Here is a 21,730-nt window from a genome sequence, read left to right on the forward strand (position 1 = left end):
CAAAGGATATTTATAATGCATTTATCAGTATTTAAACCCTTCACTATTATTGCTATTTGCTTAACCTCTTTCGCGGTGAGTGCGGCTCCTTTTACACCAAAAGATGACGCAGTTATTGCCTCAAGTAATTCAACACTTAGTGCTTCTCTGTCTGTTGAGGAAATAAATACATTAGTGACTAATAGCCAATATGCAGGCCAAACAGAGCGCTTACAGGGGCTACTTAAAACCCGTTTAGCCCAGCTATATAAACAAACACCCACACCTCAAATTGGTTACCTATATGCTCGTGTTTTACAAAAAGAGCACCTTTTTGACGAAGCAATTAACATCGCTAACAACGTTTTGATTGCCAAGCCAAAACATAATAATAGCCATTTATTGCTAGCCAATATATTTATGACTCAAGGTAAGTTCGCACAAGCAAAAAAACACTGCGTAGCCTTAATTGGGCAAGTAAGCACTATTACTGCTAGCACCTGTGTACTCGATGTACAAAGCCAACATGAAAGCGTTTTAGACAGCTACCAAGCATTAGTAAAAATTATAAATAATAATCAAACTAGCCTAGCTACAAACCATGTTTTAAGTGAAATGAGCTACCGTTTAAACAACTACAAACAAGCGTTGTCTCACTTACAAAGTGTAGATTTAGTTCAAGCCCCTGTGAGCCTTATTGTTTTATGGGCCGATATTCAAATTGCTCTAAATCAACCGCAACAAGTATTAAATACATTAAGCGTACTGCTTCCTGATAAAAGTAATTTAGAGGATGCTATTTTGTTAAGACTTTCAATCGCAGAAAAAAAACTAAATAAACGCGATAAAAAATGGCAAAATACAATGGCGCAAAGAGTTACACTACGAGAGCTTCGTAAAGATTCTTTTCATGCAAGTGACTTAGCTAAATATTACCTTGATGTACAACCAAATCGCGAAAAAGCACTTTACTGGGCTCATATTAATTGGCAACAGGCTAAAATGAGCACCGATGAGCAATTACTTATTCAAGCAAAAGCGATGCAACGAGACACACTATGAAAACGCCTTATCTATTTATACTCACTTTAATGCTGTGCATTTTTTCAACTTACAGCTTTGCCCATCAACTAAGTACAAGTTATATAACCTTAAATAGCGAGAACAATAACGACACCAACAAAAACCAATACACGGGTACCTGGCAAATTAATATAGCCGACTTAGAGCACGCAGTTCCTCTGGATTTAGATAAAAACGGGCAAATTTCGTGGACAGAAATAAAAGCAAAACGCAGCTCAATTAATAACTTCATTGAAGAAAATTTAAATATCACGCAAAACGCGCAATCATGCCCTTTAAAAAGTGAAGGTATCTATCAGCTAGATAACCATTTTAATCAGCCTTATTTGGTTATTCCGCTGCTGTTTAGTTGTGATGACAATGAAGCAATCTCCCTTTCCTATTCTGCTTTTTTTAATACCGATGCCAATCATAAATCCATCGTAAATATAAACGGTGTATCTCGTGTATTTAATATCAACGAGGCACAACAAACGTTCAGCTTTGAGCAAACAAGTTATTTAAGTACGTTTAATCAATACGTGTATCAGGGTGTTTTACATATTTGGATTGGTATTGATCATATTTTATTTTTAATCGCCCTGTTACTTACCTGTGTTTTAAAACGCAGCGATAAAGCATGGCAAGGTATTAGCTCTAAAAAACAAATTATTAAACACACAGCATGGATAGTAACCGCGTTTACGCTTGCGCACTCTATTACGCTTACCGCAACAGCTATGAACTTTGTATCACCAAATAGCCGCTGGGTAGAGCTTGGAATTGCTATATCGGTTTTATTTGCAGCATTAAATAATGTGTGGCCGTTGGTACTTCGTTTAGGTTGGCTTACTTTTGCTTTTGGTTTACTGCATGGGATGGGATTTGCGAGCGTACTTGGCGAACTTGGCTTGTCGAGCGACTATCAACTGCTTAGTATATTGGCGTTTAATTTAGGCGTCGAAATCGGCCAACTTAGTATCTTGCTAGTAGCCTTACCAATACTCATTTATGTACGACACTACACTTGGTATAAAAAGTGGTTAATGCCAATGGGCTCCGTTGCTATCGCAATCATTGCACTTCAGTGGTCAATCGAGCGCTTTTAAATAGACTAAAATAAAAAAGCTAGCCAAAGTATTGGCTAGCTTACTTTTAGTTATTTATTTTGAGCGTTACTGCGCTTCATCAAATGGCATCAGTAATGTTTTCATCGCAGGGCGAAGCGCTATTAACACTGTTTCTTCGGTTAACTCTGGGTAGAGTAACTTTCTAAGTAATAACCCTGCCATCATCGAAAAAATAACATTAATTCGACTTTCAAGTTCAAGCTCATCAATGTCTTTGAGCGCACTTCGCTCGCTTGTTAAAAGCTGTCTCATGCGCCCGCGTGCTTGAGTATCCATATCACGTAGCAATGAAGCTACTTTAACATTTCGACCTGCTTCAGCCATCATATCTAAATCAACTACACATGCCCCTGTGTCCATGTGCCTTTGCACACCAATGTTTAAGCCATCTAAAAGAGCTGCTAAAACATCACCTGGGTGATCTTCAAACTGTTGGAAGATAGAAAACATTTCTTCCATGTCTTTTTCAATAATGCTTTCTATAATGGCTTCTTTACTTTCAAAGTAATTATAAATATGGCCCGCACTCATCCCTGCCGTTTTAGATATTTCAGCCATGCCTGCACCGTGGTAACCTTTTCGGCGAAAACACTCTGCAGCAGCTGTTAGTATTTGTTCGCGCCTAGCCAGTGCTATCGCGGGATCTGTTTGCCTTTTTGCTTTAGGCTTCATGTTCAACTCCACTACCAAGTCATAAACTCAGTAAAGCAAGAGCTATAAATAGTCTCGCTATATAAATATGTAATGCGGCTTTAAAAGCCGCAAATATTATTTCTCTTCCTGAGCTGTTTCACTGGTTACGTTCCATCCGCCACCAAGCGCTTTGTACAAGTTAATTTGGCTTGCAAGATACGCTTGCTGACCCGAAATTAACTGTTGCTGCGCGCCGTACCATGTACGCTGAGCATCAAGTACTTGCAAGTAGCTATCTGCGCCTTTTTCGTAACGCATTTTTGATAAATCAAATGTGATTTGTCGGCTACTTATAAGCATATCAAGGGCACTTAATTGCTCTTGGTAACCTTCTCTATCAGCAAGTGCATCAGCCACTTCGCGAAACGCATTTTGAATTTTTTGCTGATACGTTGCCACTGCAATTTCTTGATCTGCTTTTGCTACATCAAGATTAGCTTGGTTACGTCCCATATTAAAAATAGGTAAGCTAATTGACGGTACAAAACTCCATGTACCTGAGCCCGAATCAAACAAGCCACTTAAATCACTTGAAGCAGACCCTGCATTAGCCGTTAAGCTAATACTTGGGTAAAACGCCGCTCGTGCAATACCAATATTGGCATTAGCGGCAAGCAGTAAATGCTCAGCAGCTTTAATATCTGGGCGCTGCGAAAGCAAATCAGACGGTAAGCCAACCGGTACTTCTGGCATGCTAATCAAATTAGTAAGGTCTTTATTAGGCAGTAAATCAGCCGAAACAGATTTGCCCACTAATAAATCAAGCGCGCTTTTATCACGCTTTAACAAACGTTTGTAAGTTGCTATGTCTACTTTTGCTGTAGCAACTGTACTTCTAAGCTGCTCAAGCGTAATTGAAGACGTTGCACCTAAATCAAAGCTTTTTTGTGTAAGCGATAATGACTCTTGCTGAGAGGTTAACGTTTCTTTTGCAAGCTCTAGCAGTTGTAAGTCTGTTGCGTAATTAAGCCATGCATTTGCAAGCTCGGAAATTAAAGACACTTGCGTACTGTATTGGCTAAGCTCTGTAGAGTATAAATTTTGCAATGCTTGCGCCGATTGATTGCGCACTTTACCCCAAATATCTAACTCGTAAGAGGTAATGCCCACTGTTGCACTGTATTGCGAGCTAATAGCTGCATCGCCAGTACCCGATAAATCAGCAGGTAAACGCTGGCGCGTACCAGATGCGTTTAAATCAAGCGACGGATACAAAGCAGAATCTTCAATTTGATACAAACCACGAACACGCTGCACGTTAAGCACAGCAATTTGCATGTCTTTATTATGCTCAAGGCTTTGCGTAATTAATGTTTGTAGTTTTTCATCATTAAAAAACTGTTGCCAATTTAATTGCTGTGCAGAGCTTTGCTCAGTACCTGATGCATAAGCATCAGATACTGGTAGAGCAAGATCTTTTTGCTCTGGTGCAAGTTGGCAACCACTTAGTACCAATAAAGCAATGGCACTTAGGCTGAATGTTTTAATGCTCATTCTGCGCTCTCCTTTGTTGTCTCATTAGTTTTACCAGGAAATACACGGCGAACTAACACAAAGAACAACGGTACAAATACAACTACTAATATTGATGATGCGAGTGTGCCACCAATAATTGAAATACCTAACGCATTTTGCGCACCAGAACCCGCACTTGAGGCTATTGCAAGTGGTAAAACACCACAAATAAAGGCCATCGAAGTCATGAGTATTGGACGTAATCGTAAGCGTACAGCTGCAATAGCCGCATCAACTAGCCCTAGTCCTTCATCCATTTTATGAATAGCAAATTCAACAATTAATATTGCATTTTTAGAGGCTAAACCAATGGTGGTCAACAAACCTACCTGCAAGTAAATATCGTTAGATAAGCCACCGCCAAGCGCCGCCATAATTGCACCAAATATACCCAGTGGCACAATCATCATTACCGCAAACGGCACCGACCAACTTTCATAAAGTGCAGCTAAACATAAAAATACAAACAATAGCGATAAGCCATATAGTAAAGGTGCTTGACCACTACTTGAGCGCTCTTGGAATGAAATACCGGTCCACTCAGACGAAATACCATTAGGTAATTGTTTAACTAAACGCTCCATTTCATCCATTGCTTGGCCTGTACTGTAACCCGGCGCTGCACTACCTTGAATTTCCATTGCTGAAAAACCATTGTAACGCTCTAAACGTGGCGAACCATACGTCCAGTAGGCACTAGCAAACGCTGAAAACGGCACCATATCGCCATTGTCATTGCGCACATACCATTTATTTAGATCCTCAGGCACCATGCGCGATTGTGCATCACCTTGCATATACACTTTTTTAACTCGACCACGGTCAATAAAGTCATTCACATAACTACTACCCCATGCTGTCGAAAGTGTACTGTTAATATCGTTTTGCGACACACCAAGCGCTTCGGCTTTTGCCAAATCTGTATCAAGTTGTAGTTCTGGCATATCTTCTTGTCCATTTGGACGTACGCCCGCTAAAATTGGACTTTGGCTTGCTAAACCTAATAACTGATTTCGTGCAGCCAAAAGTGCGTCATGCCCTAGGCCTACACGGTCTTGTAAGAAAATATTGAAGCCATTAGCAGTTCCCAGTTCAACAATTGCAGGTGGCGGGAATGCAAACACAAACGCTTCTTTTATAGTCGAAAAGTAACCCATCGCTTTACCTGCAACACCTTGTACCGATAAGTCATCGCGTTGACGTTCATCCCAATGTTTAAGGTTAACAAAGGCAATTGCTGAGTTTTGGCCAGAGCCTGCAAAACTAAAACCAGTAACGGTAAAAATACCGTTTACGGCTTCAGATTGATCGTTTAAAAAGTGATTTTCTACCTTTTTAACAACCTCAAGCGTTTGCTGTGTTGTAGAGCCTGCCGGTAATGATACTTGGTTAAACAAAATACCTTGGTCTTCGTCAGGTAAAAATGCCGTTGGCAAGCTTGAGAATACATAAACCATACCGCCCACAATCACGCCATAAATAAGTAAGTAGCGTTTAGAGTGCGTAAGCATACGGCCTACAAAGCTTTGTGCACCTGAATTTGTTTTATCAAAACCACGGTTAAAGCCTGTAAAAAATCGGCCAAATAACGTCTCATTGTTATGTACATGGCTTGGTTTTAAAAGCGTTGCACACAATGCAGGCGTTAAAATAAGAGCAACTAAAACAGATAACCCCATCGCCGATACCAGTGTTATAGAAAACTGACGATAAATAATACCGGTAGAGCCACTAAAGAATGCCATTGGGATGAATACCGCAGAAAGCACCATGGCAATACCTACCAGCGCGCCTTTAATTTCATCCATCGATTTACGCGTAGCTTCAAGTGCCGAGAGTTTTTCCTCGGTCATTAAGCGCTCAACGTTTTCTACCACAACGATTGCGTCATCTACCAATAAGCCTATGGCAAGTACCATCGCAAACATCGTTAGCGTATTTATTGAATAACCAAAGGTGTACAAAATACCAAACGTACCTAGTAAAACCACTGGCACTGCTATTGTTGGTATAAGTGTTGCCCTAAAGTTTTGTAGGAACAAATACATAACTACAAAAACAAGTACAACAGCTTCAATTAAGGTGTGAATAACTTTTTCAATAGATAACGATACAAACGGCGTTGTGTCGTAAGGTATAACAGCATCTAACCCTTCAGGGAAAAACGGTTTTAGCTCTTCAATTGCTTTTTTAACTCCAGCGGCAGTATCAAGTGCGTTAGCACCACTGGCTAATTTAATACCTAATCCTGATGCAGGTTGCCCATCGTAACGAGCAACAACGCGGTAGCTTTCACCGCCAAGCTCTACTCTAGCAACGTCCTCTAGACGTACAAAAGAGCCATCTGGATTGGTTTTAACCAATATTTGTTCAAATTGCTCTGGCGTTTGTAATCGACTTTGAGCCGTTACTGTTGCATTAAGTTGCTGACCATCAACGGCAGGCATACCGCCAAGTTGACCGGCAGATACTTGTGCATTTTGCGCACTAATTGATGCACTAATATCAGCAGGTGTAAGCTTATAATTTTGTAACTTTGAAGGGTCTAACCAAATACGCATCGCGTACTGAGAACCAAACAGCTGCACTTCACCTACGCCTTCAACACGCGAGACAATATCTTGCACGTTTGATGAAACATAATCGCCAATATCAATATTGGTCATGCTGCCATCTTTAGACACAAAAGCATAAACCATTAAAAAGTTACGCGCTGACTTTGCAACTACAACACCTTGCCTTTGTACGGCTTCTGGTAATAGTGGAGTCGCTGTCGCTAGCTTATTTTGCACTTGAACTTGTGCAATATCAGGGTCAGTTTCAGCGCTAAACGAAAGTGTAAGCGTAGCAGAACCACTCGACTCAGACGTAGATGACATATAAAGCAGGCCATCAAGTCCTTTCATTTTTTGCTCAATAACTTGCGTTACCGTATCTTCAAGTGTACGTGCAGATGCACCAGGGTACGTTGCAGTAATACTCACTGCAGGTGGTGCAATTGAAGGATACTGCGAAATAGGTAAACTCCTAATCGCCAAAATACCTGCAAGCATCACTACAATAGCGAGTACCCAAGCAAATATCGGTCTATCGATAAAAAATCGTGACATTAAAACTCTCCGTTATTGCGCTTGATCGGCTTTAGCAGACGATTGAATTTCAGATGGATTCACTGGTGCACCAGGGCGGATTTTTTGTAAACCTTCAACTATTAACTTATCGCCATCCATTAAGCCATCAGTAACAAGCCAATCAGAACCAATCGTTCTATCTACTTTTAATACGCGGCTTTCTACTGTGTTGTCTTTGCTGACAACCATTGCTGTTGGTTCGCCTTTTGAATTACGGCTAACACCACGTTGCGGAGCTAAAATAGCACCCGCCTTAACACCTTCCACAATAGAAGCTCGGGCATACATGCCTGGCAGTAATAATTTTTCTGGGTTTGAAAATTTAGCACGTAGTATTACTGAGCCAGTACTTGGATCAACTGTCACTTCAGAAAACTGCAATGTGCCTTTATGAGGATAAACAGAACCATCTTCCATAATAAGTTCAACGTCAGTTTGGCTAGTCGAATCAACACTTAGAGCACCTGATGATATTGCTTTTTTAAGTTTGGTAAGCTCATTACTTGATTGTGTTAAATCGATATAAATTGGATCTAACTGAGTCACTGTAGCAAGTGCAGTACTTTGATTGGCACTTACTAATGCACCTACTGTTACGCTTGATTTACTAATTTGACCACTAATTGGTGACGACACATGGCTGTAATCAAGGTTAATTTGCGCCGATTTCAACTGCGCTTTAGCCGTTAATAATTCTGCTTTTGCTTGTTTATATGCAGCATCTGCTTCATCAAAGTCTTGCTGACTTACCGCTTTTATTTTTAAAAGCTCGCTAAAACGAGATGCTTTAGCTTTACTACTTGAAATACTCGCCTGAGCACGTGCAACACTTGCTTCACTTGCTGCTAAGTCTGCTTCAAATGTCGCAGGGTCTATTTGATACAGAGCCTGGCCTTGTTTAACCTCTTTACCTTCTACAAATAAACGAGATTGCACAATACCACTTACTTGTGGGCGAATTTCAGCAATTTGAAATGCACTGATACGACCAGGAAGTTCTTTTTTGAGAGTAAGCGCTTGGCTTTTTAATGTAAGTACACCCACTGGTACAGCTTTAGGAGCTGAAGCTTGTGACTGCTCAGCAGCCTGATCGCAACCAGTTAAAGCAACAGAACCGACGAGGGCTGACAATACAAATAAAGCGATGCGGGAACGCTGCATGTTAAATACCTTTTAGTTTAGAGTGAACGATCATTCTAAATTAAAACGCGCTGATAATGAATCTTAATTAGAAGAAATTTACACAAACTTACACTCCTCAGTACAATATACGTCTTAGGTTGCATTTAATGTTAATTAGATAAAAATAGAATCAAGACTGTATGAAAATAAAACAACTTAACATATTGAAATAATATCCCATTTTAGAAACGAAGTTTTTAACAGACACAAAAAAGCCAAGCAAATACAGCTTGGCTATTTATATAAAAACTAAAGCACACACCTTATTTTAAAGGATATTAGCACTCTGCGGGTTAATAACCCTTGAAACTAACAACTGCTCTACCCTAATTCCTTCTACATCAACAACTTCAAACTTAAAACCTGAAAAAGTTAAATGCTCCGCACGTTTAGGTATTCGCTTCATATTGTAAATTAAAAAGCCAGCGACCGTTTCATAGTGCATCTGGTCAGGAAATTCTTCTATATCAAGTACTTTTGCTAAATCGGTAATTGGGGTTAAGCCATCTACAAGCCATGAATTTTTATCGCGTTCTATGATTAATTCGTCGCCTTGATGAGTAATTAAATCACCCATAAACCCTTTCATTAAATCTTTTACCGTTACAATACCCACCGAAAGTGCATATTCGTTTACGACAACAGCAAATGGTTTTGCTGCACTTTTAAACGCATTTAAAGCTTCAGATAAGCTTAATGTTTCGGGTAAGTAAAAAACATCTTTATCAATGAGATCATCGTTTATATTGGCAGCTTCGCCCTTTAGTACTTGTCGTAAAATATCTTTAGATTCAACAGAGCCATGCAACTTATCTAAATTTCCTGACACCACTAAAAAGTGGTTATGAGGATGGTCAATAATTTTAGTCGCAATATCATGGCTAGATTCGTTTAAATCAAAATATACAATTTGGTCGCGTGGTGTCATTACGCTTGATAAAAATCGCGCTTCTAGGTCAAACACATTGCCAATTAATTCATACTCTTGCTTTTGCAAACTACCGTATGCTGCACCTGCTTCCATCATGGCAACAATGTCCTCAGTTGTCACATTGTCTTCTCGCTCAGCGGGTACTTTAAATAAGCGCAGCACAAAGTTAGTGACACCATTAAAAAACATCACCAGCGGGGTTAATGCAAAGGTAACCCAGCGCATTATTGTAACCACTCTAACAGCGACCGCTTCTGGCATGATCATCGCTAAACGCTTTGGCATTAAATCGGCGAACAATATAAACAAGGATGTAATAGTAAAAAACGAGAATAAAAAGCTAATTTTTTCTAAATGCGCACCTTGATAAAACAATACCAACACACTTTCAACATAAGGCGATAAGGCCTGCTCGCCCACAATACCACCCAATATCGCTATCGCGTTGAGTGCTATTTGGATCATGGCAAAAAAAGCCCCTGGATTTTCTTGTAGCTTTAGTACCGCTGCTGCCTTTATATTCCCTTCATCTGCCATTACTCGCAGTTTTATTTTACGCGACGCTGCAATTGCTATTTCTGACATAGCAAACAACGCACTGATCAAGATCAATAAGCTAATCCCGATTAAATCACCCATTTAACGCTCCAAAAAGTTAGTGCTTTTTTAAACAAAAAGCAGCTGGATTATAATCGGTTTTTAAAATGCGGCAATTTATATTTATAAAATATATTAAAGTAATTTAATTTCATGAGGTTACATTGATTAAACTGTTTTTTTTAAACTGTTTAATTGCCTTTAAAGGCGACTTTTAATTGAACAACTAAGGCCGGATCCATATTTATATTACAAGCAAAAAATAATGGAGATTGAGCTGTATTTAGATTTAGTAATGGCTCGAGTAGCTCAAGCCTTGGCTCAGTTTTTATTCGATAGCTAAATTGCTTTTTGCTAAGAACAACAAAATCAAGAATATCGTGACGAGTGCTTATAAGTTTATCTATTTTATCTAGGCTATCTATGAGTAATAAATGCTTATTCTCACTAAAGCCCCTTTCAAGCAAATAGTGATGACTAAAGTTATCACGCAGTACTGCTATTTTATATTTTTTAGCATCATTGAGAGTATTTAACTTTATACCTCTAGATTTTAGACCATAAATAGCAGAATCAAAGCTTTCCAGTTCGCCTACCCAGTTAAACTTACTTTCTCTATTAGGTAGTCGAACAATTGAAAATATACAGGTGTTTTTATCGCGTAGCGCTGCATTGTAAGATATGGCCCAACTATGCGCCAACATAGTGTATTTTATACCAGTGCCTTCTAGCGCTTTATGAACTTTATCGACAGAACGGCCAACGAGTTTATTATCTTCATTGAGATACTGAAAGTCCGGAAATACTTCCGTTACTATTGTGATTTCAGTTGCATCAACTTTAATACAGCTAATGAACAATAAAAAGATCAATAATTTCATTCAGCAAGGCCTCAACTAACTCATTATAAGTATTTAATAAATATAGCTGAGGCTTTATGAACTGCTAGTTTTTAGTCATGTAATGTACACTTATACGCTGATAGTGCTAGTATTTATAGCTCATACAGCTTACTTGTTCATCGCACTAATTAAAAAGGCTGAAATTTTAGCGCCTTCTCTAAGTGTCGTTTCAGAGCTTGATTGACCCACTAAAGAGCTGTCGGTAAAGGGCGCTATTTCCATCATATCAGCACCCGTAATCGGAAACTCATCCGCAATAGCTGATAAAATATCAAGCGCATGCTGAGGTGTTAAACCATTATGCTCTGGCGTACCTGTGGCAGATGCAAACTCGGCATCAAGCGCATCAATATCAAAGCTTACGTAAACTTCATCAACGTTATCGGCTTTTAGCTGTGCAATTGCATCAGCAGCAACGGCCGCTGCACCGCGCTCAATAATTTCATGTGCCCAGTGCTGTTTAACACCAAATGTACTTTCCCAATGCGCTTTTGGCTTACCACTTGAGCGTATACCAAACTGAATTAAATGATGCGGTGCCGGTAAAAATTCTAAAATATGTGTACACCACGAGCCAAAACATAAATCTATGCCTAAGCGCTCAACAAGTAAGTCGGTATGCGCGTCAAAGTGAATAATAGCGGTGCGTTTACCTTGCTCACGCTTTGCTTTTAAGTACGCTTTAGTAAGTGGGTAACTAATTGAGTGATCGCCACCAATACCAAATATGCCTTTATCTTTAAATGTTGCGTAAAAGCTGTCGCATACATCCTCTGTGATTGATAACGGACTTACGTAATAGTCGTTATCTTCATTACCGTATAGGGCTTTTTGGCAATTAGAAATGGTTGCATCATTTAGGTATTTATCATGAAGTAAATGTGGGATTACACGTACATCGCCTAAATCAAACGAGTGACACTGCGGTTGCTGATCAATTAAAGCTGAGCGCACAAACAGTGGCCCCCAGTTTGCACCGCGTAAAATACCACCGCCACAGTCTGAGCTAATACCTAACATAACGGCTTTATGTGGAGAATTTGGTAATTCATTTAAAGACTCGCGCCACAAATTATCAACGTTTTCAGTTTGTCCATAAAGTTTATTACGCAGTGCGGCTTTGCGCTCTTTTGCAGTATTTACTGTGTATACGCCATCACCCGGTGCGCACAAACAGTGCTCAACTTTGTTTTTAAATGCTTCAAATTGTGTGCTCATAATAAACTCCTTCGATTTTTATTCTGTACGTAGCTAATTACTTTTGATTAGTTATGCAAAATCACCAAAATCACCAAAAGTGCCTAAACTTCAAATAAATTCCACTTTGCTAAATAAGTCTGTGCCTAATATAAATAAACACGTTATCTTTTACGTGCTTAATACAAATTTAAGCCATTGAATTAATTTAATATTAATGAATATTTGCCATAAACTATTTAATTGTAGTTACGCGCTTGGTTGATACTTATTATGTCTGCTTGAACATGTCAACAGCACAACAAGGCTACTTGTATAAGCACTTGATTGAATATTCATAGTTGATGAATAAATCAAATTAGTTCTTAAAATTATTAAGACTTAATTGGAGGAGTTAAGATAAAACGGACAATCGTCCTGTACTTGATAAACGTTTCTAGCAATGATGCTAGATTGACACAATTTATTATAAAAAGGCTTAGCTATGGAAAAGGTATTTCACTTAGGACTATGTATTGACGATCTTAAAGGTGCAAAACTTGCGATTGTACCGGGCGATCCAGATCGTGCTGCACGCATTTCACAATTCCTAGACAACCCAACCTGCCTTGCTCAAACTCGTGAGTTTCATGTTTACTTAGGTCAACTAAACGGCCATTCGGTGGTTGTTTGTTCTACGGGTATTGGTGGTCCATCTACGTCGATTGCAGTAGAAGAATTAGCACAACTTGGCGTGCGTAAATTTTTACGTATTGGTACAACAGGTGCGATTCAGCCACATATCAACGAAGGCGAAATTTTAATTAGCCAAGCGTCTGTACGTTTAGACGGTGCAAGCCAGCATTTTGCTCCTCTTAGCTACCCTGCTGTGTCTGACTTTTATGCAACACAAGCTATGGTACAAGCATGTAAAAACTTAAATATCGATTTTCATATTGGTATTACTGCATCAAGCGATACATTTTATCCAGGACAAGAGCGTTACGATACGCATTCTGGTTACGTTCCTAAATCACTACAAGGTAGCTGCGAAGAGTGGCAAAAACTGGGCGTGATGAACTACGAAATGGAATCAGCAACATTATTTACTATGTGTGCAGCCCTTGGTTTACAAGCAGCATGTGTAGCAGGCGTACTTGTTAATCGTACTCGCCAAGAAATACCAAATGTTGACCATGGTGAAATTGAGCGTAAATCTGTAGCGGTAGTATTAGAAGCGGCTAAAGTATTACTTGATTAATATAGGTTCTATTAATTAATAAAACAATAAAGCACAGCTCTGGCTGTGCTTTATTGTTTTTGAAAGGTTATTTTAGCTGAGCGCTAATTACTTCTATTGCCGGTAGATTTTTAAAACTTGCAAGTACAGCACGTGCTACACCCGCTTGGTTTTCATGGCCTGCGGTTTCTAAAAGTGTAATACCTTTTACCGTCTGCTCATCAAAGCTAAGCCCTGCAATAAATAATTGGCTAAGTGCACTTTGCAGTGGCGACAAGCTTGGGCTGTACGCTGCGTTTTCTGCGTAACTTCCGTAAAAATCGCCATTTTCAAATGTACTAATTTTTACTGCACTAAAGTTTTTACTATAGGGTACGTATGCGTTTAATGCTGTACTTGCTAGTTTTTCATCTAGTTGAGCATTTGAAAATACTTGCTGGTGAGGCTCTGGATTAAACAAGCTAAACGCGTTACCTAAATCAGTCGGCCCAAACGAGTGCGGCAGTAATTCTGCCAATTTAAAGTGTTGCTCTGGCAATAAAATATCAAACTCTTTCGCATCTGCGAGTTCGTTCATAAACTGGCGGCAGTATCCACACGGTGCATCGCTAATCGCTATTTTAACTATTTTTTTGGCGCCGTTTAACCATGCGTTATTTATTGCTGATTGCTCTGCATGAACCACTAAACTCAATGCTTGATGATCAAACTCTACATTCGCACCAAAGTAAAAGTTTACCTCACCCTTTTCATCAAGTGCTTTAACAATTGCGCCTACATGAAAATCTGACACTGGCGCAACAGCATACTCAGAAGCCAAAGGTACTAAACCTTGTAATAATGCATCATCAGACACATTGAGTTGTGCGCATAACTGCTTAATATTATTAGAATTTAATATGCCACGTTGTGATTTTAATTGACTACGTAATGACGCTGTTTGCGCTACGTTTAATGTGATGTGCGAATTTGTAAGTGCTGTATCTTGCTGTACAGTAAAAGTTGCTGAAGCCATAACATTTTTTAATTATTCAATGGCTAAGTAGTTTAAAAGGTTAAGGTGTTAAATACCAGCCTATTTAACGCAAAAAAAGGGAGCACATCGCGTGCTCCCTTTTAATACCAATAGGTATACCTAACAAAATAACATGTTAGCCGGTATTACGCATACCTGCTGCAATACCTGTCATCGTGATCATTAATGCATTATCAATGTCACCTTCGTTGCGTTTTTCCTCTGAGCGAGCACGGCGTAAAAGCTCAACCTGTAGTAAGTTAAGTGGATCGGTGTACGGGTTACGTAAACTAATCGACTCCTTAATCCAAGGTTGTTCGGCTAATAGGCTTTTTTGCGGGCTAAGTGATTGCACTAAGCTAATGGCTTCTTGAAGCTCTTTACGAAGTGTTACACCCAGTGGTTTGTACATATCTTCCACCAGCGCATTGTCGTAATGCTCACTCAACCAACAATCGGCTTTACTAAATACCATTTCTAGCATTTCTAGGCGCGATCTAAAGAACGGCCACTGTAAGCTCATTTCGTTTAGGGTTTCTGCGCCGTACTTATTAAGCGCAGCTTTTAAGCCTGTTAACGCACCTAGCCATGCAGGAAGCATTAAACGGTTTTGGCTCCACGCAAAAATCCATGGAATAGCACGCAGGCTTTCAACGCCGCCATTAGGGTTACGTTTTGCAGGGCGAGAGCCAAGCGGTAACTTAGACAGTTCAAGCTCAGGTGTTGCCATTCTAAAGTAAGGTACAAAGTTTTCATCATGACGAACTACATTACGGTAATGCTCACATGACTCCTCACTTATTAGCTTCATTACTTCGCGCCACTGCGGTTTTGGCTCCGGTGGCGGTAATAAGTTACTTTGCAGAACTGCGCCTGCGTAAATATTTAAGCTTTGCAGTGCTACATCGGGTAAACCAAATTTAAAGCGAATCATCTCGCCTTGCTCGGTTACACGCAAGCCACCTTTTAATGAACCTGGTGGTTGTGAATGCAGCGCTTGTGCAGCGGGTGCACCACCACGTCCTACTGTACCACCGCGTCCATGGAATAAAACAAGCTCAATACCGCGTGCATCAGCAAGCTGTACTAGTTTATCCATTGCTTCGTACTGCGCCCAACCTGCTGCCATCATGCCGGCATCTTTAGCTGAATCAGAATAACCAATCATTACGTTTTGGGTGTTTTTAATGTGCCCGCGATACCAAACATTATCAAGCAATGTGGTAATTACATCACTGCCTGCGTTTAAATCGTCGAGTGTTTCAAATAACGGTGCTACTGGTAAATCAAAGCTACAGCCGCTTTCTTTTAGCAATAGTTGTACTGCTAAAATGTCTGACGCTGTTCGTGCCATCGAAATAATATACAAACCAAATGTTGCTTCGTCTTGCTTGGCAATTACATCAAAGGTATCAAGTACTTCTTGTACATCTGGGCTTGGTTGCCAATGTTTTGGAATAAGCGGTCTGCGCGAGTTAAGCTCTGCAAGTAAAAATGCTTGTTTGTCTTGCTCTTGCCATTGGTTGTAGTCGCCTAAACCTAAATAACGAGTCAGTTCTGAAAACACATCGCCGTGGCGAGATGAATCTTGGCGCACATCAAGTTTGGCTAAACGCAAACCAAAGCTATTTATACGGTGCAGTAAATCAAGTAATAAGCCATCCGCAACTACTTTCATATTACACTTTAATAACGAGCGATAGCACACTTCAACTGGGTGCTTAAGCTGATTAATATTAGTAATTAAATCTTGTGAATCGCTGCGCTTATTTTTAATTTTAGCACCTAAGTGCGCCACTGTTTCCGCAACCTGATTTTTAAGCTTTTTGATTACTGCTCTATATGGTTCAAACTCTTGCCCTGCAAGCTCAACAAGCTCATCACTGGCATCTGACATAGAGAGTTCAGCGCACAACGTTTTTAAATCTTGAATGTATAAGTTAAGTGCCATCCAACGACCATGATCAAGCACTTCTTTTGTTACCTGCGATGTTACAAATGGATTACCATCACGGTCTCCACCCATCCACGATGTAAACTCAATTGGGCTGTAATCTATTGGTAACTCTAAGCTCAACTGGTCTTTAACATTCGCTGAAAATTCACGTAAAAAGCGCGGAACCGCATGCCACAGGCTATTTTCTATTACTGCATAGCCCCATTTGGCTTCATCAACTGGCGTTGGGCGAGAGCGACGAATATCGTCGGTATGCCAAGCTTGGCTAATCAGTTGTTCAATACGATTTAAAATATTGTCCCGCTCTTGCACTAAGTTATCTTTTCGCTCTAATGACGCTAAGCAATCACTTAGTTCAACGTGTTTGTTAATAATAGTACGGCGCGTAACCTCGGTTGGGTGAGCAGTCAATACTAAGTTTATGTGGAGTTTTGAGAGTGTTTCGGCCAAATGATTACTGTCTAACTGGCCTTGTTCTGCTTTTGTAGCTAACGTTTTTAATGTTTGAGTGAGAGGGTTTTGTTGGCCAAGGCCAACGTCATTAAAACGCGAAACGGTATGAAATTGCTCTGCTACATTAGCAAGGTTTAAAAAATGATTAAATGAACGGGCAACCGGTAAAAGCTCTTCATCACTAAGCGCATGTAAAACATCTATTAGCGCTTGTCTGTCGTCTTCGTTACCACTGCGAGATGATTTTGATAAAGCACGAATTTCTTCCACTTTATCTAAAATCGCTTGACCTTGGGCATCTTTGATTGTTTGTCCTAGTAGTTGCCCTAGTAAATTTACATTACCTCGCAAGGCGGCGTATTGTTCACTCATTTATCAGTCTCCATTTTTTCGTAGGACACTATTAATATCATCATGAAGAGATATTTAATAGATCCATTTGCAATGTCTTGTCGTAAAAAAGTATATATAAAATAATCACAAAGCATTCACATGATCATTTTTTACGATGGTAACTGCCCTCTTTGTAGCACCGAAATGCAGCAACTAAAACACGCTGATAACAAAAACTTAATTACGCTTGAAGATCTTAACGCGAGCGACTTCAGTGAGCGCTACCCGTATATTGATAAAGACAAAGCAATGAACTACCTGCAAGCTCAAAAGCAATCAGGTGAAATGATTTATGGACTTGATGTAACTTACGAAGCATGGAAAATAGTGGGTAAACACAGCTGGTTGAAAATTTTTCGCTTGCCAATAATTCGCTTTTTCGCTGACTGCGGATACCTATTATTTGCTAAGTATCGGCACCCCATCAGTCGCTTTTTAATGCCAAATACTCAGTGCAGTAACGGCCAATGTGGACTAAAAGCAAAAGGTGATAAATGAAAACTATTGTTTTATTCGGCGCAAGCAGTGCCATAGCAAATGCATATATAGAACATCTACAAATAAACACGCCTACTCATCAGATCGTTTGTATTAGTTCAAAAAGTATTGAATCTGGCTCAAGTGTTGTCCACCTGCATACTGACTACACAAAACAAAGTTTAGCGCGCGTTACTAATTACCTAAAAGAGCAAAATGCCGATATACAACAAGTTATTATATTCAATGGTACACTGCACAACGAAACCCATATGCCTGAAAAAAAGATGGAGGATTTAGACGCTGAGTATTTTAGCCAACTTCTAAATTCAAACACCCTAACTCCCCTACTTTGCTTGCAGAGTATTTTGCCGCTGTTAACCCACAAAACGCAGTGTACTATTACTGCATTAAGTGCGCGCGTAGGCAGCATAAACGACAATAAATTAGGTGGTTGGTATACTTACCGCGCATCTAAAGCGGCGCTTAACATGCTATTTAAAACCGCTGCTATAGAGCTTGCTCGTCGTGCTAAAAATACCAAACTCATTCTGTTTCACCCTGGCACTACCGATACAGCACTTTCAAAGCCCTTTCAAAAGAATGTACCTGAAGGTAAATTATTTACCCCTGAATTTGTAGCCAAGCAACTATTTGAATTAACAAACAATAACCCTGATTTAAAACTAAACGGTGAGCCTGCTTATTTAGACTGGCAAGGCTCTACAATACCGTGGTAAGGACTTTTAATGCATTTTACTAAAGCGCGTATAGACGCACTTGAAAAACATACCCGTACACATTTAATTAATTCTCTTTCGGGTTTTAAAAGCGCTAATTTAATTGGCACGCAAGACTTACTCGGCAATACCAACTTGTCGATTGTAAGCTCGGTTATTCACCTTGGGGCTAACCCACCTTTGGTCGCCATGATTATGCGCCCTCATAGTGTGCCGCGTCATACGTTTGAAAACATTTTACAAACGGGCACTTACACCATTAATCAAGTGAATAAGTCAATTTACAAACAAGCTCATCAAACTTCAGCTCGTTACGATAAAGACGAGTCTGAGTTTGATGCTACAGGCTTAACACCTGAATACTTAAACGACTTTGCAGCGCCTTTTGTAAAAGAAAGCCGCTTAAAGTACTCGGTAAAATTTATAGAAAACCAACATTTAGCCATCAATGGGACTGAGCTCGTTATTGGCGAAATTATGGATGTTTTTGTTGATAAAGCCGCGCTGCAAAGCGATGGTTTCCTAGATTTACAAGCAATAGAAACAGTCGCAGTAACCGGGCTTGATAGCTACCACACAAGCAATAAACTCACGCGTTTACCTTACGCTAAAAAATAATATGACCATTTAAGAGGCTATAAACTATTAGCCTCTTATCGCATAACATTGAATTTTACCTTGGTATTAATCACACTAGCTAAAAATCCAAGGAGAAAAATATGACTACCATCGGTATTGGTACACAATCAAGCGAGCAAGCGTTGGCAAGCCTAAGTAATATGACGCAAACGCTAACCCCTATTGCAGCTGACGAACATTTAGAGCGCATAGCCAAAGCGCAAGCTTATATGCTTGCAAACAACATAGATGCAATTTATTTAAACGCTGGCACCAACCTAACCTACTTTACAGGTATGAAATGGTACGCGAGCGAGCGCATGGTTGGCGCAATATTACCGGCCCTTGGTGAAGTACAATACATTGCGCCTTATTTCGAAATTGGTTCACTAAACGGGTTTAAAGTAATAGAGGGGCCTATTCATGGGTGGCAAGAACACGAAAATCCTTATGCACTTTTTGTCGAAGTACTAAAAAAGTTAAATATTAATGAAAACGCAACCATTGGCATTGATGAAAGCGCACAATTTTTTATATTCGACGGCATTAATAAAGCGCAAACGGGTTTAACACTCATAAACGCACAACCTGTAACGGCGCATTGCCGTATGCATAAATCAGTTCATGAGCTTAGCTTAATGCAGCGCGCGATGGATATGACCTTAGCCGTGCATCAAGCCACAGCAAGCATGCTTTATGAGGGAATAACCACCACCGAAGTAGAAGCCTTTATTAAACAAGCCCACCAAAAGGTAGGCGCGCCAGGTAACTATTTTTGTATTGTGTTGTTTGGTGTTGCAACGTCTTTTCCGCACGGTGTTAAAGACGCGCAAGTGCTTAAAAAAGGCGATATGGTATTAATAGATACCGGCTGTAAAGTACACGACTACCTATCAGATATAACCCGTACCTATGTATTTGGCGAACCAACAATGCGCCAACGGATGTTTTGGGATCATGAAAAAGCAGCGCAAATGGCTGCGTTTAATGCAGCTAAAATCGGTGCCACCTGCGAAGACGTAGATGCGGGCGCCCGTAACTATTTAGCGGCGCAAGGCCTAGGTCCGCAGTACCAAACACCGGGTTGCCCGCATCGAACTGGCCACGGCATTGGGCTAGACATTCACGAATGGCCATACTTAGTTGGCGGTGATAAAACCCCACTTGCCCCAGGCATGTGCTTTAGTAACGAGCCAATGTTAGTTATACCGGATGAATTTGGCGTACGTTTAGAAGATCATTTTTACATGACCGACAACGGCCCTCATTGGTTTACACAACCAAGTTATAGCATTGACGACCCATTTGGGCTTAACGCCTAAAGATTAGTACCTTCTAAAAGAGCAGCTGTATAGCTGCTCTTTTTAGTTTGGTATTGATAAAGCTAAATTAATCCCAATATCCTTTTTTATACTTAGTTATAAGCAATCCTCAAAAGGATAAATATGAAAAACTTTAAAATTGATATCGTTTCAGACGTAATGTGCCCTTGGTGTGTAGTGGGTTATAAAAACCTAGAAACTGCACTAGAGCAACTCAAAGACGAAATGAGCGCAGATATTACGTGGCATCCTTTTGAACTAAATCCAGATATGCCAATTGAAGGTCAAGACTTAAACGAACACTTAATGCAAAAGTACAACCTAAGTGAAGAACAAGGCGACGAAAATCGTAAAAACATGTTCGAAGCCGGTCAGCGTGCTGGGTTTACCTTTAATTTTGATGGCAAACGCATCATGATCAACAGCTTTGATTTGCATCGTTTATTAATGTGGGCACGTGAAGAAGGTAAGCAAACCGAGTTAAAACTCGCCTTTTTTGAAGCGCACTTCACAGATTTAAAATACTTAAATCAAGAAGAAGCGTTGCTCGACGTTGTTGAAAAAGTGGGTCTTGATAAAGAAACTGCACGCGGTATCCTACATTCAGACAAATACGTACAAGACGTACGCCAAGAGCAGGACAACTTTAAACAGATGGGTATCACTTCAGTACCTACGTTTATCATAAACGATAAATATGCGCTTACTGGCGGACAACCAAGCGACTCATTCATTCAAGCACTAAAACAAATTAGTGAAGAAGAAGCCAAGAAAGACGCTTGCGAGTAAAATTGTTGTTTAACACTTCAAAAGGCTGCACATTGCAGCCTTTTCTATTGCGTATAGGCAAGCGAACAATAATCAACTTACTATAAACTTATTTGATATTTTATCGACAACATACAGCACTGAATGCGTGTGATTATTCGTAACATCACAAGCGACTTATCTCTAACACAGCCTCTAAGATTCTCGTAAATGAACTTCACTTTATAAAAATTAGGATGGGTATCTGTAGTTCTCAACTAATTTCAGCTGAAGGGCAGAACGCTCAGGCAACGCTATTTTCGTCTGCGTAAAAATTTAAGTTAAACACGTTGTAGTGGTACAGTGATTTTGGCCACCCATTAAGAAAGAAATGTTATGCTAATAAGCATACAAATTTGGGTGAAAAAATGACGAAATTAAAACGCGCAACGTATTCTGCAGCAATAAAA

General features: G+C 39.9%; 17 protein-coding genes. 8 read left to right on the forward strand and 9 right to left on the reverse strand.

Annotated features, from left to right (window positions below):
• Nucleotides 1–15 precede the first annotated feature (15 nt).
• Nucleotides 16–1,041 (forward strand): hypothetical protein, encoded by a 1,026-nt coding sequence (locus I6F40_RS13170; RefSeq protein WP_166377148.1) that lies wholly within the window; start codon nt 16–18, stop codon nt 1,039–1,041.
• Entirely contained in the window at nt 1,038–2,150 is a 1,113-nt protein-coding gene (locus tag I6F40_RS13175; RefSeq protein ID WP_166377147.1) for a HupE/UreJ family protein, read from the forward strand. The genes I6F40_RS13170 and I6F40_RS13175 overlap by 4 nt, the downstream gene beginning before the upstream one ends.
• A 66-nt stretch (nt 2,151–2,216) precedes the next feature.
• Here the strand turns inward: I6F40_RS13175 and I6F40_RS13180 are convergent, their stop codons facing one another.
• From I6F40_RS13180 to I6F40_RS13210, 7 genes are all read right to left on the reverse strand, one after another.
• Nucleotides 2,217–2,843 carry a TetR/AcrR family transcriptional regulator gene (locus tag I6F40_RS13180; RefSeq protein WP_024591828.1) on the reverse strand — a complete coding sequence of 209 codons (627 nt, stop codon included), beginning with the start codon at nt 2,841–2,843 and terminating at the stop codon, nt 2,217–2,219.
• 96 nt (nt 2,844–2,939) lie between these two features.
• Entirely contained in the window at nt 2,940–4,358 is a 1,419-nt protein-coding gene (locus I6F40_RS13185) for an efflux transporter outer membrane subunit (protein ID WP_166377146.1), read from the reverse strand.
• Nucleotides 4,355–7,489, reverse strand: a complete 3,135-nt coding sequence (locus I6F40_RS13190) for an efflux RND transporter permease subunit (protein WP_166377145.1) — start codon at nt 7,487–7,489, stop codon at nt 4,355–4,357. The genes I6F40_RS13185 and I6F40_RS13190 overlap by 4 nt, the downstream gene beginning before the upstream one ends.
• A 12-nt stretch (nt 7,490–7,501) precedes the next feature.
• Nucleotides 7,502–8,671 carry an efflux RND transporter periplasmic adaptor subunit gene (locus I6F40_RS13195; RefSeq protein ID WP_007582389.1) on the reverse strand — a complete coding sequence of 390 codons (1,170 nt, stop codon included), beginning with the start codon at nt 8,669–8,671 and terminating at the stop codon, nt 7,502–7,504.
• Between the two features lie 289 nt (nt 8,672–8,960).
• Nucleotides 8,961–10,262, reverse strand: coding sequence for a hemolysin family protein (locus tag I6F40_RS13200; protein WP_007582388.1), 1,302 nt, complete (start codon nt 10,260–10,262; stop codon nt 8,961–8,963).
• A 149-nt stretch (nt 10,263–10,411) separates the two neighbouring features.
• Nucleotides 10,412–11,101, reverse strand: coding sequence for a transporter substrate-binding domain-containing protein (locus I6F40_RS13205; RefSeq protein WP_024591832.1), 690 nt, complete (start codon nt 11,099–11,101; stop codon nt 10,412–10,414).
• Between the two features lie 129 nt (nt 11,102–11,230).
• On the reverse strand, nt 11,231–12,340 hold the full coding sequence (locus I6F40_RS13210; RefSeq protein WP_007582386.1) for an arginase family protein: 1,110 nt from the start codon (nt 12,338–12,340) through the stop codon (nt 11,231–11,233).
• A 463-nt stretch (nt 12,341–12,803) separates the two neighbouring features.
• On the opposite strand from I6F40_RS13210, the gene udp reads away from it, so the two are divergent.
• Complete coding sequence (udp, locus tag I6F40_RS13215) at nt 12,804–13,559, forward strand: uridine phosphorylase (protein WP_007582384.1); 756 nt, start codon at nt 12,804–12,806, stop codon at nt 13,557–13,559.
• A 67-nt stretch (nt 13,560–13,626) separates the two neighbouring features.
• On the opposite strand, the gene cdd is transcribed toward udp, so the two are convergent.
• Both cdd and ppc read right to left on the reverse strand, forming a co-directional pair.
• Nucleotides 13,627–14,553 carry a cytidine deaminase gene (gene cdd / locus I6F40_RS13220; RefSeq protein ID WP_166377143.1) on the reverse strand — a complete coding sequence of 309 codons (927 nt, stop codon included), beginning with the start codon at nt 14,551–14,553 and terminating at the stop codon, nt 13,627–13,629.
• Between the two features lie 136 nt (nt 14,554–14,689).
• A complete protein-coding gene (gene ppc, locus I6F40_RS13225) occupies nt 14,690–17,335 on the reverse strand; it encodes a phosphoenolpyruvate carboxylase (RefSeq protein WP_007582382.1) in 2,646 nt (881 codons plus the stop codon).
• A 120-nt stretch (nt 17,336–17,455) separates the two neighbouring features.
• Between ppc and I6F40_RS13230 the strand changes: the two genes are divergently transcribed.
• The 5 genes from I6F40_RS13230 (at nt 17,456) to I6F40_RS13250 (ending at nt 21,302) form a co-directional block, all read left to right on the forward strand.
• The gene (locus I6F40_RS13230) at nt 17,456–17,854 is read left to right on the forward strand and encodes a thiol-disulfide oxidoreductase DCC family protein (RefSeq protein ID WP_010553974.1); all 399 of its coding nucleotides are present in this window, start codon (nt 17,456–17,458) and stop codon (nt 17,852–17,854) included.
• A complete protein-coding gene (locus I6F40_RS13235) occupies nt 17,851–18,573 on the forward strand; it encodes an SDR family NAD(P)-dependent oxidoreductase (protein ID WP_101163585.1) in 723 nt (240 codons plus the stop codon). Before I6F40_RS13230 ends, I6F40_RS13235 begins: the two co-directional genes overlap by 4 nt.
• Before the next feature lie 9 nt (nt 18,574–18,582).
• Nucleotides 18,583–19,191, forward strand: a complete 609-nt coding sequence (locus I6F40_RS13240) for a flavin reductase family protein (protein ID WP_010553976.1) — start codon at nt 18,583–18,585, stop codon at nt 19,189–19,191.
• 101 nt (nt 19,192–19,292) lie between these two features.
• Nucleotides 19,293–20,513, forward strand: coding sequence for a M24 family metallopeptidase (locus I6F40_RS13245; protein WP_166377142.1), 1,221 nt, complete (start codon nt 19,293–19,295; stop codon nt 20,511–20,513).
• A gap of 123 nt (nt 20,514–20,636) precedes the next feature.
• Complete coding sequence (locus tag I6F40_RS13250) at nt 20,637–21,302, forward strand: DsbA family oxidoreductase (protein WP_166377141.1); 666 nt, start codon at nt 20,637–20,639, stop codon at nt 21,300–21,302.
• Nucleotides 21,303–21,730: the final 428 nt, after the last annotated feature.

The organism is Pseudoalteromonas sp. SWXJ133 (assembly GCF_015864365.1).
Taxonomy (GTDB): domain Bacteria; phylum Pseudomonadota; class Gammaproteobacteria; order Enterobacterales; family Alteromonadaceae; genus Pseudoalteromonas; species Pseudoalteromonas arctica.